The following is a 25,831-nucleotide window of genomic DNA, read 5'->3' as shown; positions in this document are numbered from 1 at the left end:
AGTCCCGACGGAAAGAACATCAGCGATGAGAAAAATTGTTCGTGACACCATCCGGCATGCCGCATTGGCCTTCGCTTTGATTGGCCTGACGCTGGTGCCTGCGCGTGCTGCCGAGCGCACTTTGATGCTTTATGGCGACAGCCTGATGGCTGGTCTTGGCCTTTCGGCTGAGAACAGTTTCGCCGGTCAATTGCAGCAAGCGCTTGGGCCTGATGTCGCAATCGTCAATGCCAGCGTTTCCGGCGATACTTCGGCCGATGGCCTCGCGCGGCTCGATTGGTCGCTTGGCGATCGGCCCGACGCTGTCGTCCTCGAACTCGGCGCCAACGATATGCTTCAGGGCCTGCCCGTGGACGCCATGCGCCAAAATCTGACCGCGATCCTTCAGCGCTTCAAGGACGAGAACATTCCCGTCCTCCTCGCCGGCATGCGCGCCAGCCCAAGTCTCGGCGCCGATTATGTCAAAGCCTATGACGCGGTGTTCCCCGACCTCGCCGCAGAATTCAACACCGCCTATTATCCCTTCTTCCTCGAAGGCGTCGCCACCAATGCCGCCCTCAACCAGGCCGACGGCATGCATCCCAACGCCCAAGGCGTCAGCATCATCGTCCAAGCCATCCTGCCCACGATCAAGGCTTTCCTCGCCTCGTAAGCGCTGCCTCCTAAGGGCGGGGCAACGAGCCCCGCTCGATCACCGGCATGGGCACCAGCGTTGGTTCGGGCTTGTCGCCGAGGAGCAGTTCAATGGCGACACGCCCCATTTCCTCATGCGGCAGGCCAACCGTCGTCAGCCCCGGCCGCAGATAAGACGCCAATTCGTCATTGTCGAAGGACACGACGGCGATATCCTCGGGCACCCGCAGCCCTGCCTCCGCCATGGCCTGATAGGCGCCAAAGGCCAACCTGTCATTAAGGCAAAGCAGCGCCCGCGGCTTCTTCGTCTTCAAAAGCTTCCGCGTCAGCTCGTAGCCATTGCCCGGCTCCCAGTTCCAGCAACTGAGTTCGCTTGAAAACGCCATGCCCGCGTCGCGCATCGCCTCGCGTATGCCGGCAAAGCGCCGCGCAATGGTTTCGGACCGAAAAAGCTCCGTCTCCACCTCGGCATTGTGCCCCAAGAGTACGATGCCATCCGTGATCCCCGCCTCGCGCAGCAGCCGCACCGCTGTCTGGCCGCCGCGATATTCATCGGGCAGCACCGAGGTTGGAAACCGCGCGCTCGTGCCATTGAGCATGACCGTCGGGACATTGATCGTCAGGTCAGGTACGAATACCTCTCGCGCCCGCATCGCCGCAAAGATCAGTCCATCGACCTGCCGATCGAGCGCCGTCTCCACCGCCTGGATTTCCCGCGCCGGCTCGCCCCCGGTTTCGAGCACCAGCATCACATGCTTGGCCTCTTCCGCCGCCGCCAGCGCACCACGGATCAAGCCGCTCGCAAAACGCGTCGTCGCCACATAGTCCGAGATAAAGGCGATCGAGTGCGATTTGTCGGTCCTCAGCGCCCGCGCCGCTACGTTGGGCCGATAGCCGAGGCTCGCCGCCGCCGCATGCACCTTGGCATGCGCCTCGGCAGAGAGGCGCGTATCCGGCCGGCCGGTCAGGATCATCGAGGCGGCGGTCGTCGACATGCCCGCAAGGCGAGCGACATCGGCCAGTGTAACGCGTTTCTTTTCCAACCCAGCCCCTCGCCCGGCGGCATACACCCGCCTTGTTCATGTTTGGATAGCCATGCCGCCGCCGCTTGACAACCAGCACGAGGCATTGCATTTGCTAAATGGTTTTAGCAGGGGGCGTGGATGAGTTTCAACCGAGCAGATCACTGGGTTTGGGATTTCTGGCTGGCCGATGACGGCGAGCTCTACCACCTCTTCTATCTCCACGCGCCAAAATCGCTCGGTAATCCCGATTTGCGCCATCGCAATGCCCGCATCGGCCACGCGACCTCGAACGATCTTCGCACCTGGACCGATCACGGCCTCGCCTTCGATGCCAGCACACCGGGCAGTTTCGATGGCAGCGCCACCTGGACCGGCAGCGTCGTCCGCGACAGCGGTCTATGGCACATGTTCTACACCGGCTCCCGCTTCCTCTCCTCCGACAGCGTCGCCAATATCGAAACCGTCGGCCTCGCGACCTCCGAGGACCTCTTCACCTGGACCAAACAGCCCGGCCCGATCTGCGTCGCCGATCCCGCGCTTTACGAAACCCTCGGCACCTCGTCCTGGCCCGAAGAAGCCTGGCGCGACCCTTGGGTGTTCAAGGACGCCACCCAAAATCTCTGGCACATGCTGGTCACCGCCCGCAGCAAGCACGGCACCGAGCCCGATCGCGGCGTCATGGCCCACGCCACATCGACTAATCTACGCGATTGGTCGGTTCGGCCCGCCCTCAGCGAACCCGGCTCCGGCTTTGCGCATCTCGAAGTGTTCCAGATCGTCGCGGTCGATGGGCGCCAGCATGTGATCTTCTGCTGCGATAGCGCCAAGCTCGTCGGCCCTCGCACCGGGCAAGTCGGCGGCGTCTGGTCTCAGCCGCTCGACGCCTTCCCTGGCCCGGTCGATTTCAGCAAAGCCCGTCGCCTCGTCGATGAAACGCTCTATGCCGGCCGCATTGCCTTTGACAGAACCGGCGCCCCCGTCCTCCTCGCTTTCAACAATGTAACGACCGAAGGCGCTTTCAACGGCGGCATTTCCGATCCCATTCCAGTCACCACCGGCCCCGATGGCTATCTCACCGTGGAGCCCGCCCAATGAGCGCGACAATCTTGGGTTCAGCCGAGCGCGGCTATGAAGCCGTCGCCGAAGCCTTCGCCAAAGCCTTCGAGGGTCGTCCGGCAATGGGTGCGGCCCTTCACATCGTGCGCGATGGGCATACCGTCGTCGATCTCTGGGGTGGCGTCGCCGATGCGCGCACCGGCAGGCTCTGGGGCCAATATACCCCCTCGGTGGTCTTCTCCTGCACCAAGGGCCTCGTCTCGATCCTGGCGGCGCGTCTCGTTCAGGAAGGCCGGCTCGATTACGCTGCCCCGGTCAGCCAATACTGGCCCGAATTCGCCGCAGCCGGCAAAGCCGCTGTTACAGTGGGCCAAGCTTTGGCCCACCAGGCTGGTCTCTCCGCGCCACGCGCCGATCTCAGCGAAGACGATATCGTCGATTGGGAGCGGGTCACGGCGGCCCTTGCAGCGCAGGAGCCGCTCTGGCCCCTCGGCACCGGCTATGCCTATCACGCGCTGACCCATGGCTGGGTCGCAGGCGAAATCATCCGCCGCATCACCGGAATGTCGGTCGGACAGTATATCTCGAGCCTCATCGCCAACCCGCTCGGCGTCGATGCCTGGATCGGCCTCCCCTCAGCCCAAGCCGATCGCGTGGCGCATCTCCAGGTCAGCCCGCCGCTTTCGGCGCTCTGGGCCGATGAAGCCAGCAAACCCGCGCCCAATTGGCCCTATAAGGCCATGACCCTAGGCAATGCCTTGCCGGCCGATCTCGTCTCGGACAATGGCGGCTTTAACACGCAGCGCATTCGCGCCGCCGAAATTCCCGGCGCGGGCGGCATTGCCTCCGCCGAAGCCCTCGCCACCATCTGGTCGGCAACGGTCGTCCCCACACGCGGCATCAAGCTTCTTGAGCCCCCCGTCATTGCCGAAGCGACCAAGGTCCAGAGCGAAGGCGCATCAGTCTTTGGTGGCGAGCCGCCATATTCGCGCTGGGGCTATGGCTTCCAGCTCGATTCCCCAGCTCGGCGCTATCTCGACGACCAGTGTTTCGGGCATGATGGCGCAGGTGGACAGGTCGGCTTTGCCGATCCCCGGCGCCGGATCGGTTTCGGCTTCGTCACCAATTGGATGATGGGGCCGGAAGACCAGCGCGCAACCGAGATCATCTCGGCCCTCCGCGCCTCGGTCTAATCACCGCGCAAGGAGCACTGGCGCCATATTGACAGCGCCGATGGCTCATGCGCTAAATCCATTTAGCAGACATCGAATTCTGTAGACTACACCTGGAGGAGGCAAGTCGTGAAAAACCAAAATCGCCACGCCATTCGCACACTCGTAACGCTCTCGGTCGCCGCCATGGCCGGCACCGCAATGGCCGCCCCAAGCTGCGGGCCGGACCCGGTCGTGCTCAATGCCTATTTTGAGACCGGCTTCCCCCTGCCGACGCGTCTCAGCGAAGAATTCACCAAGCAATTCCCCAATGTCACCTTCGACATCAAGGAAGATCAGTTCGCCAATATGATGGAGAATTCGCCGCGCATTCTGTCCGAAGACAATGCGCCGGATCTGATCCGTCTGCCCTCGCTGACCGATCTCGTCGCAAACAATCTCCTCCTCAATCTCGATACCTATTTCACCGAGTTTGGCTGGGACAAGTTCCCCGAAGGCCAGTTGGTGCAGTTGCGTGTCGAAGAAGGCGGCCGCCCGCGCGGCACCGGTTCGCTCTTTGGCATGGGTCTCAATTATTCTATGACCGGCGTCTTCTACAACAAGGCCCTCGCCGAACAGATCGGCATGACCGAGCCGCCAAAGACCGTTGCCGAGCTCGATGCGCTTCTGGCCAAGGCCAAGGAAGCCGGCATTCAGCCGATCATGCAGTGGAACAAGGGCACAGCCGGCCTCGCCTTCCCGCTGCAAAACCTGATGGGCGCCTATGGTCCGCCGGAGCCGATTAACGACTGGATCTTCCAGAAGGATGGCGCCACCATCAATACCCCTGATGCGCTCAAAGCAGCCGAACATCTCGATGGCTGGATCAAGGCGGGCTATTTCCCAACCGATGCCAATGCCATCGAATATTTCCAGATGATGAGCCGCTTCATCGGCGGCGAAGGCCTCTTCATGTTCAATGGCGATTGGGAATCGGGCAATCTCGATACCAATGCCAAGGACAAGTTCGGCTTCTTCATCATGCCGAGCGCCGAAGAAGGCGGTCGCCATGCCTCCATGTCCGCTCCGCTGAGCTATGGCATCGGCGCCAAGGCGGCCCATGCCGATTGCGCGGCCTTCTTCCTCGATTGGGTCGCAACCAATGAAGAAGCGCGCAAGATCAACGTCGCCGTGGGTGGCTCCAATCCGGGCGGCCCCGCCGATATGGCCATTCCCGCCGTCGAGCCCGGCTCGGTGACCGAGCAGTCTCTCTCGGCTGGCGCGACCTTGGCTCAGGACAATGGCGCCATGGACTTCATCGCCAACGCCACCGGTGCCATCTTCGCTGCCGGCTGGACGCCGGAACTGCAAAAGATGGTCGGCGGCCAGCAGACCCCTCAGGGTCTCCTCGAAGCCGTGCAGGACGAATACGAAACCCAACTGTCCCGCTAATCACTCTCAACCCCAGGGAGCGCGGCCCGCCACAGGCCGCTCTCCCGCCGCACTGTCACCCTGGCGCAGGCCGGACCCACCCTCTGAATTTGAGATGGGCCCTGCCTTCGCCGGGGTAACAGTCGAGACAGACGGCTCCAACTCTCCGCTGCACAAGCGACCGGAATGACCCATGCCTGAAACAACATCGTCCGTTCCGGACGCAAGATCAGAACAAAAACGTCTCCCCGCCTCGCGGCGCAGCCGCAAGACGTGGCTCACCGCGGTGCTGTTCATCGCTCCTGCCTTCCTTGCCTATGCAGCCTTCGTGCTCGTGCCCCTCTGCATGAGCCTTTATTATTCCTTCCTCCGCTGGGACGGCATCGGCCAAGCCCGTTTCCACGGTCTCACCAATTACATCACCGTCCTGACCGACCCCGATCTCCTTCAGATCATCGGCAATGCCTTCCAATTGGTGCTGTATTTCACCGTCATTCCTGTTGGCTTGGGGCTCGCCGTCGCCTCGGCCATTCGCGGCCAGATGAATGGCCGTTTCGGCATGGCGACCCGCACCATCCTTTTCCTGCCGCAGGTCATTCCACTCGTCGCCGCCGGCATTGCCTGGAGCTGGATGTTTGCCTCGACCGGCCTCATCAATCAGGCGCTCAAATCCGTCGGGCTTTCGAGCTGGGTCAAGGGCTGGCTGGGCGACTTCGTCTGGGCGCTGCCCGCCGTCGGCGTCATCGGCGCCTGGGTGCTCCTCGGCCTTTGCACCATGCTGCTCGTCACTGGCATTACCAAGATCGACGCCAGCCTTTACGAAGCCGCGCGTCTCGATGGCGCCCGCCCCTGGCATGAATTCCGCTACATCACCCTGCCCGGCCTCCGCCAGGAAATCGGCGTCTGCATCACGGTCACCGTCATCGCTGCGCTCGCCAGTTTCGACATCGTCTATATCTCGACCCAGGGCGGCCCCGGCATCACCACCACCGTTCCCGGCCTTGAAATCTATCGGCTGGCTTTTGCCCATCGTCAGGTCGGCCTCGCCTCAGCGCTTGCTATAGTCCTGATGGTTCTGGTCCTGCTCTCGATTGCTCCCGTCCAATGGTTTACGCGGGACAAAAAATGAAATCCTCTTCCGCCAATACGCTCATCGCCCGCGGCCTCATCGTCCTTCTGATGGTGATCACGCTGCTGCCCTTCCTCAGCATGCTCTCGGCAGCGCTTGCCCCGCAGGGCTCCTACCCCAATGGCCTCCAATGGCCCACCGATCCGCAATGGAGCAATTTTGCGCGCGCCTTCGAGGTCGCCAAAATGGATCAGCTGCTGTTTTCCAGCATGCTGATCGTTCTTGGCGTTGTCCCGATTTCGGTGCTGGTCGCCACCATGGGCGGCTATGGCCTCGCCAAGCTCACTTCCGACAAATACAAGTGGCTTTACCTCGTCTTCGTCTTCGGCCTGACGCTGCCCTTCGAAGCCGTCATCACCCCGCTTTATTATGAAGTGCGGGCGATGGGGCTCCTCAACACGCGCTTTGCCATCATCCTTCCGCTCATCGGGCTCTACATGCCCTTCGGCGTCTATTGGATGCGCGCCCACTTCCTCAACGTGCCGCAGGATCTCGGCGAAGCCGCGCAGATTGACGGCGCCACCCGCTGGACCGAGTTCTGGCACGTGCAGGTGCCACTGGCGCGCCCCGCCATCATGTCGCTTACCATTCTCCTCTTCCTCTGGACCTGGAACCAGTTCCTCCTGCCCGTCGTCCTCGTTCAGGATCCCATGCAGCGCACCATGGCCGGCGCCCTCGGCGCCTTCCAGGGCCAATGGGGCACCGACATTCCGCTGCTCTGTGCCGGATCATTGCTGATCCTCACACCCACCGTCGTTCTCTTCCTCATTTTCCAGCGCCAGTTCGTCGCCGCCCTCATGCAGGGCGCGGTAAAGGGCTGATCGGAGTTTCATCATGGCCGGACTGACCCTAAGCGCCCTGCACAAATCCTATGGCAAGGTCGATGTCATCAAAGGCGTCGATCTCACCATCGAAGATGGCGAATTCGTCGTCTTCGTCGGCCCATCTGGCTGCGGCAAGTCGACCTTGCTCCGCATGATTGCCGGCCTCGAGGATATCACTGGCGGCGAACTCTATATCGGCGACCAACTCTGCAACGATGTCGAGCCGCGCGACCGCTCGATCGCCATGGTCTTCCAGTCCTACGCGCTCTATCCGCACATGACCGTCTACGACAATGTCGGCTTCGGTCTCAAACTCGCGAAGACCCCCAAAGTCATCCGCGACCAGAAAATCCGCGAAGCTGCGCGCATCCTCAAAATGGAGCACCTGCTCGATCGCAAGCCGGGCCAACTCTCCGGCGGCCAGCGCCAGCGCGTTGCAATCGGCCGCGCCATCGTGCGCCAACCCGAAGTCTTCCTTTTCGACGAGCCGCTCTCCAATCTCGACGCTGCGCTTCGCGTCGATACCCGCATGGAGATCGCCAAGCTGCACGCGACGCTCGGCTCGACCATGATCTATGTCACCCACGATCAGGTCGAGGCCATGACCCTTGCCGACAAGATCGTCGTTCTCGATGCAGGCGTCGTCCAGCAGGTCGGCTCGCCCATCGAACTCTATCAGCGACCCGCCAATCTTTTCGTCGCCGGCTTCATCGGTTCGCCGAAAATGAACTTCGTCGAAGTCACGGTCGACGCCGTCGAATCCGACGCGCTCGTCGTCTCGAGCAAGGATGTCGCGCGTTTGCGCGTTCCTGCGCGCGTAACAGGCGTCAACGTTAACGCGTTGTTAACGTTAGGCATCCGTCCGCACGATCTTCAGCCGCATGACGCAGGTGCCATTCTCGGTCGGGTGAGCCTCGTCGAGCGCCTCGGCAACGAGACCATCGTCAACCTCGAACTTGCCTCCGGAGCCCCCTGGCTCGCCGTTCTTGACGGCGACCAACCGCTTGAAGTCGGCCAAAATCTCTCCCTCGCCGCGGACCCGGCAAAGGCCATTCTCTTCGACAAAAACGGCCTTTCGCTTCTCGGGTCCGCATAGTTATCCCCGGGTCTGCATTCGGGACCTAGGGCACGAGTGAAGCTCCCCAAAAATTGGGGGGCTTTTGATTTGTTGACTATTGCACTCTTGTTTTTGACAGCATTCGCGGATAGGTCACCTCGGCGATCCAATCGCTTCCTTCCATTCCTGCCTCGAGTTTTTCTCAATGTTTTCAGTGAAGTCGATCGGCGCCGTCTGCGGCGTGATCCTCCCTGTTGTCATGTCGCTCACCCCCGCCCATGCGGCCTCGACCGTCTATCCGCTGACGATCGACAATTGCGGTGTCGAATTGACGTTTGAAAAGGCGCCGGAACGCGCCGTGACCCTGGGCCAAAACAGCGCTGAAATTTTGCTTCTCCTCGGGGTCGCCGACTCCATGGTCGGCACCGCCTTCTGGCCGTCCGAAGTCCTGCCCGAGCTCGCCGAGGCCAATGCGAAGGTCAAGCGCTTGTCGCAGGAAATCCCGACCCTTGAATCGATCCTCGCCGAGCGCCCCGACTTCGTCGCCGCACAGCTCGCCCATCTCCTCGGCCCAGAAAGCAAGGTCGCCAAGCGCGAAGACTTCGCCAATCTCGGCATCAACAGCTATCTATCCCCGGGCCTTTGCGTCGCCAACCACGACAGCGGCGACGTTCATGGCGCCCGTGCCGAGCTCTGGAGCATGGACCTGCTCTACCAGGAAATTGACGAGCTCTCACAGATCTTTAACGTCGCCGACCGCGGCCAGGAACTAATCGCCGATTTCAAGGCCCGCGAAGCCGCCCTTCGCGCCCGCGTTTCGGACGAAGCGACCGACTTATCCTACGCCTTCTGGTTCTCGAGCCCCTCCCCCGAAGCAGATGCCTATCTCGGCGGTAAGAACGGCTCGTCCGGCTTCATCGCCGATCTCCTCGGCGGCCACAATGTCATCCAGACCGAAGTCGAATGGCCCACCGTAAGCTGGGAAGGCATTATGGCGGCCAATCCCGATGTCATCGTCGTCGGCGAAGTCGCTCTGACCCGCGGCTGGGAACTCGATAAGGCCGACAACAAGATCGCCTTCCTCAAAGCCGATCCCGCCATCAGCCAGCTCGAAGCGGTCAAGCAAAACCGCTTGGTCAAGATGGATGCGCAGGCCATGAACCCGACCATTCGCACCATTTACGGTGCTGAGCAGGTCGCGGCACAACTGGAAGCGCTTGGCCTCTTCAAGTGACGACACCGAAGCGCAATTTTGGGGAACAAGCCGGTCTCGGCCTGTTCCTTCTGCTTTCAACCGCCTTGCTGCTCCTTGCGATTGCGGCAGGGACAGGTATTGGCGAAATGCCGATCCCGCTCGACACGACCTTTCTCGCCGTGACGAACAAGTTCGGTTGGACCGCGGCCGATCTTGATCCGATCCACCAAAGCGTCATTTGGGATTACCGGCTGAGCCGGGCGCTTGTCGCCGCCTGCTGTGGTGCAGGATTGGCTCTTTGCGGCGCGATCCTCCAATCGCTGCTGCGCAATGCCTTGGCCGAACCTTACGTGCTGGGCGTCTCCGCCGGCGCCTCAACCGGCGCCGTTGCCATCATGATCCTCGGCTTCGGATCTGGCGTTCTCACCCTATCCGCAGGTGCATTCGTCGGCGCTTTTGCGGCCTTTATTTTCGTCGCTCTTTTGTCCGACGGCGCTCGGGCCGGTGCAGGTAAGACGATCCTTGCAGGCGTTGCGGCAAGCCAGTTGTTCAACGCCCTCACCTCTTATGTCGTCAGCACGTCGGGCAATGCCCAACAAGCCCGCGACGTCATGTTTTGGCTGCTGGGCAGCTTTGGCGGCGTCCGCTGGCCCGAGTTTTATCTTGCGCTGACCGTCGTCATTGTCGGCTTTCTCGTCTGCATCTATTTTGCCAAGGCACTCGATGCCTTCGCCTTCGGCGACGATGCTGCGGCATCGCTGGGCATACCGGTCGATACCGTCCGCGTCGTGCTGTTCGCCGTGACAGCACTGCTCACGGCCACCATCGTTTCGATGGTCGGCTCAATAGGATTTGTCGGCCTCGTTGTTCCGCACGCAGCGCGGTTCATCGTCGGGCCATCGCACATGCGGCTGCTGCCAACTTGTCTTGTCACCGGCGCCATCTTTATGGTGCTGGCCGACATCGTTTCGCGAGTCATCCTACCACAACAAGTCCTGCCGATTGGCGTCGTCACGGCGCTCGTCGGCGTCCCATTCTTCTCTGTCATTCTCTACCGATCGCAGCGCAGCCAATGACGATCGAAGCCAAAAATCTCACATGGAAAATTGGGGCGAAGGTCATCGTCGACAATGTCTCGCTCAAGGCTCAGCCGGGTAAGATATTGGGCCTGCTTGGACCGAACGGCTCCGGAAAATCATCGCTTCTGCGTCTCCTAGCGGGCCTCCGAAAAGCTCACTCGGGAACGATCACACTTGATGGCAAAGACATCAGCCACATCAAGCGCAATGCCGTCGCGCGGCGAGTTGCCCTTGTGGAACAGCATGCCAATACCGAATCCAATGTAAGGGTGCGCGAAGTGGTCAAGCTTGGCCGCATTCCGCATCATCCGCCTCTCGGCGGCTGGACCAAGGCCGATGACGACATTGTCGACAGCGCCTTGGCCCGCGTCGGCATGTTGGAACGGCAAGGCCAATATTGGCAAAGCCTCTCCGGGGGCGAGCGGCAGCGGGTGCATATTGCCCGCGCTCTTGCCCAGTCGCCCAGCGAATTGCTACTCGATGAGCCGACCAATCACCTCGATATTCAGCACCAGATCGAGCTCTTGCGTCTGATTTCAGATATATCGCTGACATCGATCATCGCGATCCACGACCTCAACCATGCAGCGATGTTCTGTGACGACCTCGTCGTACTCGACAGAGGAAAAGTCGTGGCTCACGGCGCTCCGGCAGATATCTTGACGGCGGACTTGCTCCACACCGTTTTCCGCGTCGAGGCAATTGTCGAGCGGTCTCCTCACCATGGCAAGCCGCACATTCACTACATGCGCTAGTCATTTGGGGCAGCGAAAATTGCCGGGCTCGAAAGCCCGGCACTGCCCCCTACTCCGCTAGAGCGCCAAAGAGAGCCTTTTGGGCGATCTTCATGGCGCCGATGGCGTCGTGACGGCTCTGGGCTTCCTGGAGCGCGTCGATGTCGAGACGGTCGAGGCCCTTGGCCGCGGCCTTGAGGAAATCGATGGCGTGAGTGGCGGTGGCGACGGAATCTTCGCGGAAGGGGAACTGGTCGAGCTGCCAGACGCCGTTCCAGTTGTTCTTCTTGAGGACGTAGAAGAACTCGAACAGTTCGAGCGGATGGAGGCTACCGGCGACGAGGTCGTCGTCCCAGGAGCGGTAGTTGTCGTTGACGTCCATGCCGAAGAGGCGGCCGTGGTCGATGGCGAGCTGGGCGCTATCGGCAGCGGATTCGCCGCCCATGATAGCGTGGCCGAAATCGAGGAGGATGCCGACGTTGGGGAGGCCGATCTTTTCGATGCCGAGAATGGTGCGGGCGACCGATCCAAAACTCATGCGGACGCGGGGTTCGCGCGGCTTGTATTCGATGACGAATTTAAGGTCGGGGTTTTCGCTAGCGAGCTGACCGACGCCGTCGAGCGAGCGCTGCCACTGGGTGCCGTAATCGACCTGAAAGGGATAGTCCCAACCGTCCTGGCCGGGCCAGAGTTTTACGTAGTCTGCCTTATGAAAGCGGACGACGTTGCAGGCGTCGGTGATCAGTTCGTGGGCACGGCGACGAACGCCGGCATCCGGATTGGTGAAGGCGCCCTTGACGAATTCGCGGGTGTAGATCTCGGGTGTGATGCCGATAACCGAGAGGTTGTTGCGGTCGAGCGCGGTTTTAATCTCGGCGTCGGAGAATTCACCGCCAAAGTAGGGCCAGTTGAGGTCGACGACGGAAAGGTCTTTGACCTGGCCGGCGATGTCGATGGCTTCGATGATGTTGCGCGGCTGGCCGTAGCCGTCGGTGGCGTAGCGATCGAGATAAGTCGCAAAGTGCCAGATGCCGGCGCCGAAACGTGGGGTGGTCATGGGGTTCCTCCGGAATTTTGTTGGTTTTGGGTAGCCAGGGTCTGGGTCACGGCAGACTGCCAGCGCTGGCGATGTTTTTGGGCTGTGGTTTCGTCCATGGCGGGCGCGAAGTGACCGGCGGCGGGGACGCCCGGCATGGAAATGCCGATGGACGAGAAAGCGAGGGCGGCGGCGCCGAGGGCGCTGACCTCAGGCGCGGCAGCAGCGGCGACCGGGCGGCCGAGAATGTCGGACTGGAACTGCATGACGGTCGTGTTGCGCGAGGCGCCGCCATCGGCACGGAGTTCGCCGAGGGGCGAGCCCATGTCGGCCTCCATGGCGGAATAGACATCGGCGACCTGGAAGGCGATGGCTTCCAGGGCGGCGCGGGCCAAATGGGCCGGCTTGGTGCCGAGGGACAGGCCGGTGATGGTGCCGCGAGCATCAGCGCGCCAATAGGGAGCGCCAAGGCCGACGAGGGCGGGGACGAAGGCGACGCCGTTGCTGTCGGGAACGGTTTCGGCGAGGGCCGAGAGGGCAGAGGCGTCGGCGAGCCCCAAAAATTCGGCGGCGAAAGCGGCGGTTTGGCCGGAGACGGAGATATTGCCTTCAAGCGCGTGTTGCACCTGGCCGTTTTGGCTCCAGGCGATGGTCGAGGAAATGCCGTGGGTGGAGCGGAGGCGGTTTGGCGTAAGGGCCATCAGCGAGGTGCCGGTGCCGTAGGTGGCTTTTACCGTGCCGGGGGTGCGGACACCGTGGCCGAAGAGGGCGGCGTGGGAGTCGCCGATCATGGCGAGGATCGGCGTGCCGGCCGGGAGGGCGGTGGCGCCTTCTGCCGTAACACCGAAATTGGTGTCGGAGGATTTGACCTCGGCCAGCATGTTTTGCGGCACGCCGAAAAGGGCGCAGAGGTCGGCGTCCCAGGTCAGGGTTTCGGTATTGAAGAGCTGGGTGCGGGAGGCGTTGGAATGGTCGGTGGCGTAGGTTGCGCCGCCCGTGAGATTCCAGAGGAGCCAGGAGTCGACGGTACCGGTGCGGAGTTCGCCCTTTTCGGCACGGGCGCGGGCGCCGGGCGTGTTGTCGAGTAGCCAGGCTATCTTGGCGGCGGGGAAGAGCGGATCGAGCGCGAGGCCGGTTTTGGCCTCAATGGTTTCGGCATGGCCGGCGGCGCGGAGGGCGTCGCATTTGGGCGCGGAGCGGCGGCACTGCCAGATGACGACGGGGCCGATCGGCTCGCCGGTTGCTGCGTCCCAGACAAGGATGGACTCGCGCTGGTTGGAGATGGCGATGCCGGCGATGTCAGCGTCGCCGGCCTTGGCGACGACTTCGGCGATGACGGACTTTACGCCGTCAACCAATGCAGTGGCCGATTGCTCGGCCCAGCCGGGCTGTGGGTAGGTGACGATGTTGGGCACCGAGGCTTGGTGCAGGACGCGACCGGAGGCGTCCACCAACAGCGTTTTGGTGTTGGTGGTGCCCTGGTCGATGGCGAGGATCAGCTCGCTGGTCATTTTTTGCGCGCGATGGTCTGGCGCACGGCGTCGGCAATGCCGGTTTCGTTGAGCCCGAAATGGTCGAAGAGGAAATCGGCGGAGCCGGTGGGCACGAAGCCGGGGAAGCCGAGGATGCGCATGGGCACGGGATTGGTCGAGATGACCACCTCGGCAACGGCGCCGCCGAGGCCGCCGCGGACGGAGTGTTCTTCGACAGTGACGATGGCGCCGGTTTCGGTGGCGGCGGCGATGACCGCTTCGTCGAGCGGATTGACGGTGGCCATGTTGACGACGCGGGTGGAGATGCCTTCGGCGGCGAGGGTTTTGGCGGCGGCGACGGCGCGGTGGACCATGGTGCCGTTAGCGATGATAGTGGTGTCAGTGCCTTCGACGAGGGTTTCGGCTTTGCCGATCTCGAAGACGGCGTTTGCCGGGCGCTCGAGGGCGGGGACGGCCATGCGGCTGAGGCGAACGAAGACGGGGCCGTCAAAGGCGGCGGCGGCGCGGATGGCTTGCTCGGTTTCCCAGGGGTCGGCGGGGACGATGAGCTTGAGATTGTTGAAGAGGCGGAGCCAGGCCAGGTCTTCGATGGAGTGATGGGTGGGGCCCAGCTCGCCATAGGCGACGCCGGAGGACTGGCCGATCAGTTTTACGTTGACGTTGGAATAAGCGATGTCGGCCTTCACCTGTTCCAGCGCGCGGCCGGTGATGAAGCACGACGCGGCCGAGACGAAGGGCACCTTGCCGCCGTTGGCAAGGCCAGCGCCGACGGCGACGAGGGTCTGTTCGGCAATGCCGACATTGACCATGCGATCTGGGAACTTCGTGCGGAAGCCGCCGAGTTTGGAGGAGCCGACGCTATCGCTGACGACGGTGACGATGCGCGGATCGGCTTCGGCCAGAGCCTCGATGGTTTTGGCAAAGCTGTCGCGGCAATCGAAAAGGCCGGCTTTGGAGGGGACAGCAGCGCTCATCAGACGAGTTCCCGCATGGCTTGTTCAAACTGATCCTTGGTCGGCACGCCATGGTGCCAGGCGACGTTGTCATGCATGAAGCTGACGCCCTTGCCCTTGAACGTGTTGGCGATGACGCAGAGCGGTTTTCCGCGACCTTTTGGGGACTTTGAGAGGACGTCGAGCAGTTTGGCGTGGTCGTGGCCATCGACGACTTCCACATGCCAGCCGAAGGCGCGCCACTTGTCGTCGAGCGGATCGAGCGAGGCGGTGTCCTCGGTGCGGGCGCCCTGCTGCAGGCGATTACGGTCGATGATCAGGGTGAGGTTTTCGAGCTTGCGGTGGCCGGCGGTGAGCGCGGCTTCCCAATTGCTACCTTCCTGCAGTTCACCATCGCCGGTGAGGACGAACGTGCGGTAGTCGGCATTGTCGATCTGGCCGGCGATAGCGATGCCGAGAGCGACGGGGAGGCCGTGGCCGAGAGGGCCGGTATTGGTTTCGACGCCGGGGAGGTAATTGCGGTTCGGGTGGCCATTCAGCTTACTCAATGGCCTCATGTAGTCGGACAGGTCCGCTTCGGGGAAATAACCGGCGCGGGCGAGGACCGAATAGAAGGCCCCGGTGCAGTGGCCCTTGCTCATGACGAAGCGATCGCGCTTGGGATCGCGCGGATTTTTCGGATCGTAGCGCATGACGCCGAAATAGAGGGTCGCAAGCACGTCGGTGGCGCTGAAATCGCCGCCGGGGTGACCCTGCTGGGCCTCATAGACCATCTGGAAACTACGGCGGCGAATCCAGAGCGCCTGCGCGGCAATCTCGGCGACGAGATCGTTTTTCAAAGGTGTGGCGGGCACGGGCAAGGCGGCCTCCTGACTAGCCGGAAGGCGCAAGGTGATCCGCCAAGGCGCAGCCGGCAACCCGCGGTCTACGGCGCAATGGCCGAACCGGGTGATCGCTTGCAGAACTCCTCCGACCAGCTTGCGCCGTTCTTTGTTTTTTGAATAGCTACAGCCGCACCCGCTTTCGTGCAATAAGGAAAATTCTCGATTTTTTCGTTTTTCTTTTGATTTCTGATTGCGGCGAAGAAATCTAAATCGTGGAAAAGCGGCGAGAGCGCACTGCCGGCGGCCCAAACGCGATAAAATAAACGGCATTCGGGGGATGATGACGATGGCACAAAAACCAAGACCGGTCAGGAAGAGTGCTGCGTCTGCCGGCGGTGCCGGGCAACCGCAATTGCTGGCCGAGCCGCGGCGCATGCGCATCCTCGAATGGCTGCAGGAAGAGGGTAGTGCGCGGGTTCGCGATCTGTCGGCAGCCTTCGGGGTTTCAGAAGCGACGATCCGCCAGGACCTCGAGCGGCTCGATAATGAAGGCTATATCACCCGCGAGCATGGTGGCGCCTATCTCAAGTCCATTCCGCAGCAGGTGCAGTCCATGTCGCTGCAACATGTGCAAAACATGGATCGCAAGAAGGCCATCGGCGAAACCGCTGCCGCCCTTGTGTCAGACAACGATACGCTGATCATCGATTCCGGCACGACGACCACCCAATTTGCCGAAAATCTCAGGGTTCGTCAGGACCTTAACATCATCACCAATGCGCTCAATATCGCGCTGATCCTCGGCGCCATCCCCACCAATACCGTCCATATGCCAGCGGGGCAGTTCAAGGCGCCGACGCTGTCGCTGAGCGGCGAGAAGTCGGTCGAGTTTTTCGTCGGCATCTATGCGCAAAAGCTGTTTTTGGCGACGGCTGGGGTGTCCTTCGATGTGGGGCTGACCTATCCGGCCATCGGTGACATTTACGTCAAGCGCGCCATGGTGAAGGCCGCTTCGCACGTCTATCTCCTTGCCGACTCGACCAAGATCGGCCGCGTGTCGTTCTCGGCGCTAGGCGGCGTCGAGATGGTGCACACACTCATCACCGACAATGGCATATCCGACGCCGATCGCGCCGAATTCGAGCGGCGTGGCGTCGAGGTCATCGTCGCGCCCTGATGGGTTGCGAACGTTTCGACTTGTGTGCCGGAGGGGCATTGACAAGCGAAAGGCTCGATCCTATTCGTTAGAAATCGCAAGTAATCGAAAACGAAAACGCGAAACTTGCGGCCGCGTCGGGAACGCGCGGGAGGATACAGACGAAACGCCACGGTTTTGACGCGCCCGGTTTGCCCCGGAGCGCGAGCGGAAGCGGTTGTCTGCCAACTCCGATCAGCCCCGGAGTCTTTGGTCAGCCCGTCAGTGGCGACCAGCAAAGGAGGAAGACTATGGCACGGCTTAGCCGTTCTTGGATGGCGTCCCTGCTCCTGGGAAGCCTGATGACCACCACAGCGTTTGCGCAAGGGGCGATGACCGATGTCGGCACCCCGCGCAGCGAAACGCTGATCGTGCAGACGTTCGATGGCCGTTCCGCCAATCCGACGGCACAAAACCCCCTCAATTCCTATGCCATCTGGCGGGGCTTCCGTGAGCTGGGCTGGGGCTATCTCTGGGAAATGGACACCGCCACCGGTGAATCCTATCCCGAAATGGCCGATGGCATGCCCGAAGTGCTCAACCCCGAGCACACCCAGTTCCGCATCAAGATCCGCAAGGGTATCACCTGGAGCGACGGCGTCGAATTCACCACCGACGACATCATCTTTTCGCTCGATACGGCCTTCAAATATCGCGAGCAGTTGACCAACGTTGCGAGCGTTACGGTCTATCTCAAGAGCTACAAGAAGATCGACGACTATACGTTCGAGGTCGAGACGGTGAACCCGTCTTATGATCTCACGACGCGCCTCGGCGTCTATACCTGGGGCACGCCCTTCAACTGGGTGCCCAAGCACGTCTTCGAGCCGCTTGGCGATCAAGTCGTGACCTTCCAGAATGCGCCGCCGGTCACCCTGGGGCCTTATAAGGTCAAGGAATTCGACCCCAACGGTTTCTGGCAGCTCTGGGAATTGCGCGAGGATTGGCAGAAGTCGAGCTGGGGCAATCTCGGCATGCCGAAGCCCAAATTCATCCTCTATAAGGACTTTGGCGCCGAAGAAACTCGCGCGCTGGCCTTCGTCCAGAACCAGTACGACGTCGACACCTTCATGAGCCCGGACAGCATCGATGCTGCCAAGGCCCGCAATCCCAAGGTCGAGACCTTCTCGCCGACCTTCCCCTATCACGATATGAACGACGCCTGTTCCTATGGCGTCTATATCAACCAGCAGCGCGCGCCTTACGACATGCCGGAAGTGCGCTGGGCTCTGGCGCTGTCGCTCGATCTCTCGCAGATCGGTATTTCGGCCATGAGCGGACAGTTTAAGGCTGCCGCCCTGCCGCTGCCCGATACGCCGATCACCGGCCCGATCTTTTACGAGGCCAATCTCCAGAAGCTGCAGGATCTGACGATCGGGGATGGCTACAAGCCCTTCGATCCCGACTTTAGCGCGACTCTCGTCGAAACGCTTAAGGCGCAGGGCATCGATCCCTCGCTCCTGCCGACGGGCGATGCCATCAATGCCGGCTTCGGCTCTGGTTGGTGGAAGCACGACCCGGCGGAAGCGGAAAAGCTTCTGGGCTCGGTGGGCATCAAGAAGGGCGCCGATGGCTTCTATGCCATGCCCGACGGCTCGCCCTGGGTGATCGAATTCGTCATACCCGGCGATTGGAACAAGGTGCTCCAGCGCCTCGGCTTCTCGATTGCCGACAGCTGGCGCCAGGCCGGGTTCAACGTCAATGCGCGCCAGGTGGACAATGGTGAATATACCACCGTCCAGAACACCAATGCCCGCAACGAGCTGCAGATCAACTGGTCCAATACCTGCGTCTACAACTCCAACTGGCTTGGCAACTGGAACCAGTTCCGCACGGAAAACATCGAGCCGGCCGACTCCAACGATCCCTTGAGCGGCAACTATGCGCGCATCACCGATCAGCAAGTGCTCGATCTTGTCGCCGAAGGCGCCAAGCTGCCGCTCGATGATCCGAAATTCGTGCAGAACGGGCAGGACATCGCGATGCGGATCGCCAGCGAGATGCAGATCATCAACCTGATGAACATCCCGACGACGATCCCAACGAACTCGACCTATTGGACCAATTTCCCCAAGCAGGACAACTTCTACGCCGCGCCCTACACCTGGTGGAGCTCGTTCAAGAAGACCGTGGTCTCGATCGAACCGACCGGCCAGCAATAATCTGACCGGTTTCGGGCAGGGCGGCACGTCCTCCGCCGCCCTGCCTTCTCTTCTCCGTAAAAGGATCCGCCCATGGGTGTGCTGCGCTACGTCGCCAAGCGCCTCGGCCTCTATCTGGCCGTTCTGTTCATTGGCTTGACGATAACCTTCATGTTGCCGCGGCTCATGCCGACCAATCCGGTGGACGGCTATATCGGCCAGCTTCAGAGCCGCGCCAATGGCACGCTGACCTCGGAAGCCATCGCCGAGATGCGCACCAATCTCGAGCAACTCTATGGGCTCAACGGCAATATCTTTAGCCAATACGTGTCGTATCTGAAGCGCGTCGTGCTGCAGTTCGATTTCGGGCCGTCCTTCACCTATTACCCGCAGCCGGTTTCGGCGATGATCCTCAACGCGCTGCCCTGGACGCTCGGGCTTTTGCTGACGGCGACCTTCATTGCCTGGGTGCTGGGCAACATGGTTGGGCTCGTTGCCGGCTACTTCCACAAGAAGCGGGCCGCTTCGATCCTCGAATTCCTCGGGATCCTGCTCTACCCGATCCCTTATTACATCCTCGCCGTCACGGTGCTGCTGCTGCTCGCCTATATCTTCCCGATCTTTCCGCTCTCGCCCACTTTCCCAGTGGGGCAGATGACGCCGGAAAAGATCGGCATGATCTTTTACAATTCACTGTTGCCGGGGATCACGCTGGTGCTTGCCGGGTTTGGGTGGAACATCCTCTCGATGAAGGCGCTGGCCGTCGCGACGACCGAAGAGCCCTATGTCACCTATGCAAGGCTCAAGGGTGCGTCGAACTGGACGCGGATGACGCGCTATGTCTTCCGCAATGCGCTGCTGCCGCAGGTGACGGCCTTGGCGCTATCGCTCGGCATGGTGTTCAACGGCGCTCTGCTGACGGAGATGATTTTCTCCTATCCCGGCATTGGCCTTATCATGCGCACGGCCGCGACGGGCGGGGACTATAACGTGCTCTACGGCGCGATCACGCTCTCTATCATCGCGGTGGCCACGGCCGGGCTCGTCATCGATCTCATCTATCCTCTTCTCGACCCTCGGATCCGTCACAAATGAGCATGAGCAAGGACGTCGATCCCATCGTCTTGGCCGTTCCGGCGGCGCCCATCGCCAAGTCGCGGCGGCGGGGGAGCCTCGTCTGGCTCTTCAATCCGCGGCTGGCCATTGGCCTCGTCATTCTCGTCGTTATGGGCCTTGGCAGCATGATCCTGCCCTGGTTCGCGCCGGTCGATCCCTCGATCCAGGCGAGCTACATGCGCAACCTGCCGATGTCCGGCGTGCACTGGCTCGGCACCAACTCCCTGGGCCAGGACATCTTCTGGTTCCTTGTCTTTGCCATCCGCAATTCGCTGGCGCTTGGCGTGTTGGTGGCGGTGGGCGTTACGCTGATCGCAACGATCGTTGGGCTGAGCGCCGGCTATATCGGCGGGCGCTTCGAGCGCGTCGTGATGCTGATCGTCGATACGTTCATCACCATTCCGCTCTTGCCGATCTTGATCATTCTCGGCGCGCTGATCCGCGGCAATACCTCGTTCTTCACGGTCGGGTTGATCATCATCATCTTCGGCTGGGCCTGGGATGCGCGCACCGTCCGCTCGATGGCGCTGTCGTTGCGCGAGCGCGAATTCATCAATATGGCGCGGTTTTCCGGCGCTAACACGCTGCAAATCATAGCACGGGAAATCTTCCCCTATGTGTCGGCCTATATGGTGGTCGGTTTCATCAACGTGGTGCTCTTTGCCATCAATACCGAGGCGACGCTGGCAGTGATCGGGCTCTCGAAGGTCGAAGTGCCGACCCTTGGCTCGATCATCTTCTGGGCGCTCAACTACAATGCCCTCTTTACCGGCCAATATGTCTGGCTCGTCGCGCCGATCGTTGCCACGGTGACGCTGTTCCTCGGGCTTTTCCTCACCTCGACAGGCTTCAACCAAGCCTTTGCCAGCAAGCGGGGTGTCTCATGATCCGCCTCAACGATCTCAAGATCAGCTATCGCATCGGCAGCCGCGTCATCGATGCGGTGGACGGCGTCAGCCTCACTATTCCCGAGGGCTCTATCGTGGGCATCGCGGGGGAATCCGGGTCGGGCAAGTCGACGCTGATGAAAGCCATCTACGGCGATATCCAGGCGCCGATGTATATCTCGCGCGGCTCGATCGACTACGATTTTAAAGGCGCCGACGGTCGGCAGGTCACGACGGCGAATATCCGCGACGAGTGGTTCAAGACCATTTCCTATGTGCCGCAGAGCTCGATGAACTCGCTCAATCCGGTGATCCGCATCGGCAAGCAGTTCACCGATTTTCCTGGCACCGATCGTGACAAAAAGCGCGTGCTCGATCGGGCAACGGCATTTCTCGGCAAGCTCGGCCTGCCGCCGGAGGTCATGACCTCCTATCCGCACCAGCTTTCGGGCGGCATGCGGCAGCGCGTGATGATTGGTTTGGCGACGTTCTTCCAGCCCGGCCTCATCATCGCCGACGAGCCGACGACGGCGCTCGATGTGGTGGTGCAAAAGGAAATCCTGATGCTGCTGATGGAGCTGCAGGAGGAGATGAACAACACCATCCTCGTCGTCTCGCACGACATGGGCGTGCACTATCAGGTCACCCACAAGATGCTGATCATGTATGCCGGCAAGGTGGTCGAATATGGCGACACCGAAAGCGTCTTCGCCGACCCCCAGCACGCCTATACCAAGATGCTGATCGATAGCCTGCCCACCATCGGTGACGACAGCATGCGCGGCGTCATCGCCAGTGCGGCAGGGGCAGGGGGCGATCGTGCCTTTGGGGTCGGGACTGGCCTTGTCGAGGTCAAACCCAACCACTTTGTTTCGCTCGCGAACGAGACGGCGGGAGTGCCGGCATGACCCTCATTCTCAAGACCGAAAACCTCAACAAGGTCTACCGTCGTGGTGGCCTGATGGGCGGCAAATCCATCAGTGCGCTCAACGAGGTCAACATAACCGTCGAGAGCGACAAGCCGGTGGTGATCGCCGTCGTCGGCGAATCGGGCAGCGGCAAGACGACCCTGGCCAAGACCTTGTTGCGGCTTGAAACACCGACGTCGGGCCGGGCGATTGTCTATGACACGGTGGTGGCCGGGTCCGGCGCGACGCCGTCGAAACGCGATTTTCTGGGGCTCGTGCAGCCGATCTTCCAGAACCCGTTCGAGGCTTTTAGCCGCTACCGGCCGGTCGATGCCTATCTCCATGAAACGGCGCGGCGCGTGGCTGGGCTCGATGAGGCACAGGCCGATCGGGCGGTGGACGAGGCGCTCAAAAACGTCGGGCTCAACTATGACGAGATTCGCGGCAAATATACCGGCCAGTTTTCTGGCGGCGAATTGCAGCGCATTTCGGTGGCGCGGGCGCTGATCCCGCAGCCCAAGCTGATCATTGCCGACGAACCGGTCAGCATGATCGACGCTTCGCGGCGGATGATCATCATCAACCTCTTCAAGCGGCTGCGCGACGAGGCGGGGCGGAGCTTTCTCTACATCACCCATGATCTGGCGACGGCCTATTACATCTCCGACTATGTGGCGGTGATGAACAAAGGGCAGGTGGTCGAGTTCGGGCCGGCCCGCGCGGTGATGAGCAATCCGAGCCACGCCTATACGCGGCTTCTGCTCGACTCCATTCCCACCACCAAGAGCCGCTGGCGGCCGCGGGTCAGCCGCGCTGGCTGAGCCCATTTTGTAGACCCAAGACTATTGGATTTGATTCATGAGTGATCCTCTTTCCGCAACGCTTTGGGGCCTGTTCGAGATTGCGCTCGATGGTCCTTCGACGGGTAACCCCTTTCTCGATGTGACCTTCGAGGCGACGTTCAGCCAGGGCGGTACAGTGCTGAAGGTGCCCGGCTTTTATGACGGCGACGGCGTCTACCGCCTACGCTTCATGCCGCAGGTCGAGGGGGTCTGGCAGTATCAGACGTCGAGCAATGTCGCGGCGCTCGATGGGGTCGAAGGTTCGGTCAATGTGGGGCCAGCCAAGCCCGGTGATCATGGGCCGGTGCGCGCGGTGGGCGAGCATTTCCGCTATGCTGATGGCAGCCGCTACATCAATATCGGCACGACGGCCTATGTCTGGAACCTCCAGGGCGATGCGATGGAAGAAGAGACGCTGGCAACGCTTGCCGATGCGCCCTTCACCAAAATCCGCATGTGCGTCTTTCCCAAGCATTATCGCTACAACCAGAACGAGCCGCCGCTCTACCCATTCGCGCTACTGAAGCGCGGCACCAGCGAGTGGGACGGCGCGATGAAGAATGGCGGCTGGGAGTTCGATTGCGACCGCATCGAACCGGCCTATTTCCGGCACCTCGAAAAGCGCATTGCCGATCTCAATGCGCTGGGGGTCGAGGCGGACCTGATCCTGCTCCATCCCTATGATCGCTGGGGCTTTGCCCATATGTCGGCGGAGCAGGATGATCGCTATCTGCGCTATGTCGTGGCGCGGTTGACGGCCTTTCCCAATGTCTGGTGGTCGATGGCCAATGAATATGACTTCATGTTCAACAAGACCCTGGCCGATTGGGATCGCATGATCGGCGTTGTCGCCGAGGCTGATCCATTTGGCCATCTGCTCTCGGTGCATAATGGTTTTGCGCCCTATGACTATTCAGACAAGCGCATCACCCATGTCAGCATTCAGCGGCCCTATACCGATCGCATTGCGCTGTGGCGCAAGCAATTCGGCAAGCCGGTATCGGATGATGAATGCTGCTACGAGGGCGATATCGCTGAGCATTGGGGCAATATATCGGGCCGCGAGCTGGTGCACCGGTTCTGGGATGGCACGGTGGCCGGTGGCTCCGTGACCCATGGCGAGACGTTTTATAACGACGTCGAAAACCTGTGGTGGGCCAAGGGTGGCAAGCTGGTTGGCGAAAGCGTCGAGCGCATTGCCTTCTTGAAGAAAGTTCTCGAGGCCGCGCCCGAAGAGGGGCTCGATCCGGTGACCACGACCGGCGCATACAAAATCATGATGGCGGGCGGGCTCGACCATGCGGACCTGCGCGAGCTGATCAGCCCCAATCCCGGTGAAGAAGGCTGGGTGCGCGTGGGCGCGCCTTTTGCAACGGCAGGCCAGCCGCACCGCTATTACCTGACCTATTTCGGGCAGAACCAGCCGGGCGAATATGCCGTGCCCGTGCCGCCCAACGAGCACTATCGGGCAACGCTGATCGACACTTGGGACATGACCGAAACGGTTATCGCCGAGAGCGTGCAGCGCGGCGATGTGTTGCGCTTCAAGGCCAAGCCTTATCAGGCACTGCGCCTCAACCGTGTCGACGCCTGAGGGGATGACCATGACCAATAGTACGACAGCCGTCTGGGATATATTCGAACTGTCACTGGACGGCCCGAGCAAGGGTAATCCTTTCCTCGAGGTGGAGCTTGCGGCGGTGTTTTCGCAGGGCAGCAGCACCGTGCGCGTGCCGGGATTTTACGATGGCGAGGGCCGCTATCTCATTCGCTTCATGCCTGATGCAGAAGGGGAATGGCGCTACGAGACCAGTTCGTCGGCGCCGGCTCTCTCTGGCAAGACCGGGAGCTTTTCCGCAACGGCACCGCGGGCCGGGGTCCATGGGCCGGTGCACGTGGCCAATCAGTTCCACTTTGCCCATGCCGACGGCACGCCGTTCCTCTCGTTTGGCACCACCTGCTACGCCTGGACGCATCAACCGCTAAGCGAGCAGGAGAAGACGCTTTCGACCCTTGCAAAGGCGCGGTTCAACAAGCTGCGCATGGGCGTGTTTCCCAAGGATTATCCCTACAATGTCAACGAGCCGCTGCATGATGTCTATCAGCGCAAGGCAGATGGCAGCTTCGACTTCGACCGGCCCAATCCCGAGAGTTTCCGGCACTTCGAAAACCAGGTGAAGGCGCTCGGCGATATGGGCATTCAGGCCGACATCATCATGCTGCACCCATATGACCGCTGGGGCTATTCCGGCATGAGCGCAGAGCAGGATTATCGCTATTTCGCCTATCTCGTCGCCCGGCTCGGCGCCTATCACAATGTCTGGTGGTCGCTCGCCAACGAATACGACTTCCTCCTCGATACCAAACCCATGGAACAGTGGGATCGGTTCTTCGCCGTCATCCAGGAGAACGATCCTTATGATCATCTCCGCTCCATCCACAATGGCGATCCTGAAGCCAATTACGACCACACCAAGCCTTGGGTGACCCACACTTGCATCCAGAATTGGGATGTGAAGCGCACCGGCGAATGGCGGGAAGCCTATGGCAAGCCGGTGGTCAATGATGAGCCGGAATATGAAGGCAACATCATTCAGTGCTGGGGCAATATATCGGCCGAAGAGCTGGTCCATCGGTTCTGGATCACCGCCACGCGCGGCGGCTATGCAGGCCATGGCGAAACCTATAGCCACCCCGACGACCTAATCTGGTGGGCTAAGGGTGGCGAGTTGCATGGCACGGCCTGGCAGCGCATTGGCTTCTTGCGCCAAGTGATGGAAGAAAGCGTCAAATCCGGGTTCGATCCGATCGATCCCAAGATGGGCTTTCCCTGGAACCGGATTTCCGGCGCCCGCGATGGCGACACGACCATCATCTATTTCGGCGAGCACCAGCCCATCATATGGGCAACGGGCCTCCCTCAGGACGACCGGCAGTACAAAGCAGAGATCATCGACACCTGGAACATGACCGTGGAGAAGGCCACCGTCGTTCCGGCTCCAGCCAACCACCCTACCCGCCACGGTAGCGTCACTCGGCCCCGCAAGCCTGACGCTGCTTTCGCAGTCGAGCTTCCGGGTCGCCCATATCTGGCGCTTCGCGTCCGTCCAAAGGCGGGTTGA

The 25,831-nt window shown here is 61.3% G+C and carries 24 protein-coding genes; 18 read left to right on the top strand and 6 right to left on the bottom strand.

Annotation, left to right across the window (positions count from 1 at the left end):
• The first annotated feature begins 25 nt into the window (after positions 1-25).
• Positions 26-652: an arylesterase gene (locus DevBK_RS17125; protein ID WP_317186312.1), complete on the top strand. Its 627-nt coding sequence runs from the start codon at positions 26-28 to the stop codon at positions 650-652.
• 10 nt (positions 653-662) lie between these two features.
• On the opposite strand, the gene DevBK_RS17120 is transcribed toward DevBK_RS17125, so the two are convergent.
• Positions 663-1,676 carry a LacI family DNA-binding transcriptional regulator gene (locus DevBK_RS17120; RefSeq protein WP_317186311.1) on the bottom strand — a complete coding sequence of 338 codons (1,014 nt, stop codon included), beginning with the start codon at positions 1,674-1,676 and terminating at the stop codon, positions 663-665.
• Positions 1,677-1,796: 120 nt separating this feature from the next.
• Between DevBK_RS17120 and DevBK_RS17115 the strand changes: the two genes are divergently transcribed.
• The 9 genes from DevBK_RS17115 (at position 1,797) to DevBK_RS17075 (ending at position 11,335) form a co-directional block, all read left to right on the top strand.
• Positions 1,797-2,753: a hypothetical protein gene (locus DevBK_RS17115; RefSeq protein WP_317186310.1), complete on the top strand. Its 957-nt coding sequence runs from the start codon at positions 1,797-1,799 to the stop codon at positions 2,751-2,753.
• Positions 2,750-3,907, top strand: coding sequence for a serine hydrolase domain-containing protein (locus DevBK_RS17110; protein ID WP_317186309.1), 1,158 nt, complete (start codon positions 2,750-2,752; stop codon positions 3,905-3,907). Before DevBK_RS17115 ends, DevBK_RS17110 begins: the two co-directional genes overlap by 4 nt.
• Before the next feature lie 108 nt (positions 3,908-4,015).
• On the top strand, positions 4,016-5,317 hold the full coding sequence (locus DevBK_RS17105) for an ABC transporter substrate-binding protein (protein ID WP_200913607.1): 1,302 nt from the start codon (positions 4,016-4,018) through the stop codon (positions 5,315-5,317).
• A 172-nt stretch (positions 5,318-5,489) separates the two neighbouring features.
• Positions 5,490-6,425 (top strand): sugar ABC transporter permease, encoded by a 936-nt coding sequence (locus tag DevBK_RS17100; RefSeq protein ID WP_317186308.1) that lies wholly within the window; start codon positions 5,490-5,492, stop codon positions 6,423-6,425.
• The gene (locus tag DevBK_RS17095; RefSeq protein WP_317186307.1) at positions 6,422-7,246 is read left to right on the top strand and encodes a carbohydrate ABC transporter permease; all 825 of its coding nucleotides are present in this window, start codon (positions 6,422-6,424) and stop codon (positions 7,244-7,246) included. Before DevBK_RS17100 ends, DevBK_RS17095 begins: the two co-directional genes overlap by 4 nt.
• Before the next feature lie 13 nt (positions 7,247-7,259).
• Entirely contained in the window at positions 7,260-8,345 is a 1,086-nt protein-coding gene (locus DevBK_RS17090) for a sn-glycerol-3-phosphate ABC transporter ATP-binding protein UgpC (RefSeq protein WP_317186306.1), read from the top strand.
• Positions 8,346-8,511: 166 nt separating this feature from the next.
• Positions 8,512-9,540 carry an ABC transporter substrate-binding protein gene (locus tag DevBK_RS17085; RefSeq protein ID WP_062629930.1) on the top strand — a complete coding sequence of 343 codons (1,029 nt, stop codon included), beginning with the start codon at positions 8,512-8,514 and terminating at the stop codon, positions 9,538-9,540.
• The gene (locus DevBK_RS17080; protein ID WP_410494092.1) at positions 9,537-10,577 is read left to right on the top strand and encodes a FecCD family ABC transporter permease; all 1,041 of its coding nucleotides are present in this window, start codon (positions 9,537-9,539) and stop codon (positions 10,575-10,577) included. The genes DevBK_RS17085 and DevBK_RS17080 overlap by 4 nt, the downstream gene beginning before the upstream one ends.
• Complete coding sequence (locus DevBK_RS17075) at positions 10,574-11,335, top strand: ABC transporter ATP-binding protein (RefSeq protein ID WP_317186305.1); 762 nt, start codon at positions 10,574-10,576, stop codon at positions 11,333-11,335. The genes DevBK_RS17080 and DevBK_RS17075 overlap by 4 nt, the downstream gene beginning before the upstream one ends.
• A 49-nt stretch (positions 11,336-11,384) precedes the next feature.
• On the opposite strand, the gene DevBK_RS17070 is transcribed toward DevBK_RS17075, so the two are convergent.
• The 5 genes from DevBK_RS17070 to DevBK_RS17050 all read right to left on the bottom strand — a co-directional run bounded on the left by DevBK_RS17070 (position 11,385) and on the right by DevBK_RS17050 (position 15,982).
• Complete coding sequence (locus DevBK_RS17070) at positions 11,385-12,371, bottom strand: sugar phosphate isomerase/epimerase family protein (protein ID WP_317186304.1); 987 nt, start codon at positions 12,369-12,371, stop codon at positions 11,385-11,387.
• Entirely contained in the window at positions 12,368-13,861 is a 1,494-nt protein-coding gene (locus tag DevBK_RS17065) for an FGGY-family carbohydrate kinase (protein ID WP_317186303.1), read from the bottom strand. The genes DevBK_RS17070 and DevBK_RS17065 overlap by 4 nt, the downstream gene beginning before the upstream one ends.
• Positions 13,858-14,817, bottom strand: coding sequence for a transketolase family protein (locus tag DevBK_RS17060; protein WP_061909276.1), 960 nt, complete (start codon positions 14,815-14,817; stop codon positions 13,858-13,860). Before DevBK_RS17060 ends, DevBK_RS17065 begins: the two co-directional genes overlap by 4 nt.
• Positions 14,817-15,650: a transketolase gene (locus tag DevBK_RS17055; RefSeq protein ID WP_410494100.1), complete on the bottom strand. Its 834-nt coding sequence runs from the start codon at positions 15,648-15,650 to the stop codon at positions 14,817-14,819. The genes DevBK_RS17060 and DevBK_RS17055 overlap by 1 nt, the downstream gene beginning before the upstream one ends.
• A 71-nt stretch (positions 15,651-15,721) precedes the next feature.
• Positions 15,722-15,982 carry a hypothetical protein gene (locus DevBK_RS17050; protein WP_317186302.1) on the bottom strand — a complete coding sequence of 87 codons (261 nt, stop codon included), beginning with the start codon at positions 15,980-15,982 and terminating at the stop codon, positions 15,722-15,724.
• On the opposite strand from DevBK_RS17050, the gene DevBK_RS17045 reads away from it, so the two are divergent.
• The 8 genes from DevBK_RS17045 (at position 15,967) to DevBK_RS17010 (ending at position 25,831) form a co-directional block, all read left to right on the top strand.
• Positions 15,967-16,797, top strand: coding sequence for a DeoR/GlpR family DNA-binding transcription regulator (locus DevBK_RS17045; protein WP_200940911.1), 831 nt, complete (start codon positions 15,967-15,969; stop codon positions 16,795-16,797). The genes DevBK_RS17050 and DevBK_RS17045 overlap by 16 nt on opposite strands.
• 320 nt (positions 16,798-17,117) lie before the next feature.
• Complete coding sequence (locus DevBK_RS17040) at positions 17,118-18,977, top strand: ABC transporter substrate-binding protein (protein WP_317186301.1); 1,860 nt, start codon at positions 17,118-17,120, stop codon at positions 18,975-18,977.
• Positions 18,978-19,049: 72 nt separating this feature from the next.
• A complete protein-coding gene (locus DevBK_RS17035; protein ID WP_317186300.1) occupies positions 19,050-20,051 on the top strand; it encodes an ABC transporter permease in 1,002 nt (333 codons plus the stop codon).
• Positions 20,048-20,959, top strand: a complete 912-nt coding sequence (locus DevBK_RS17030; RefSeq protein WP_317186299.1) for an ABC transporter permease — start codon at positions 20,048-20,050, stop codon at positions 20,957-20,959. The genes DevBK_RS17035 and DevBK_RS17030 overlap by 4 nt, the downstream gene beginning before the upstream one ends.
• Complete coding sequence (locus DevBK_RS17025; protein WP_317186298.1) at positions 20,956-21,867, top strand: ABC transporter ATP-binding protein; 912 nt, start codon at positions 20,956-20,958, stop codon at positions 21,865-21,867. Before DevBK_RS17030 ends, DevBK_RS17025 begins: the two co-directional genes overlap by 4 nt.
• Positions 21,864-22,688, top strand: a complete 825-nt coding sequence (locus DevBK_RS17020; RefSeq protein WP_061909287.1) for an ABC transporter ATP-binding protein — start codon at positions 21,864-21,866, stop codon at positions 22,686-22,688. Before DevBK_RS17025 ends, DevBK_RS17020 begins: the two co-directional genes overlap by 4 nt.
• 37 nt (positions 22,689-22,725) lie before the next feature.
• A complete protein-coding gene (locus DevBK_RS17015) occupies positions 22,726-24,303 on the top strand; it encodes a DUF5060 domain-containing protein (RefSeq protein ID WP_317186297.1) in 1,578 nt (525 codons plus the stop codon).
• 10 nt (positions 24,304-24,313) lie between these two features.
• Complete coding sequence (locus DevBK_RS17010) at positions 24,314-25,831, top strand: DUF5060 domain-containing protein (RefSeq protein ID WP_317186296.1); 1,518 nt, start codon at positions 24,314-24,316, stop codon at positions 25,829-25,831.

Source organism: Devosia sp. BK, assembly GCF_032907385.1.
Taxonomy (GTDB): domain Bacteria; phylum Pseudomonadota; class Alphaproteobacteria; order Rhizobiales; family Devosiaceae; genus Devosia.
The sequence above is the reverse complement of the archived record's forward strand: the minus strand, read 5'-3'. Positions and strand labels throughout refer to the sequence as shown.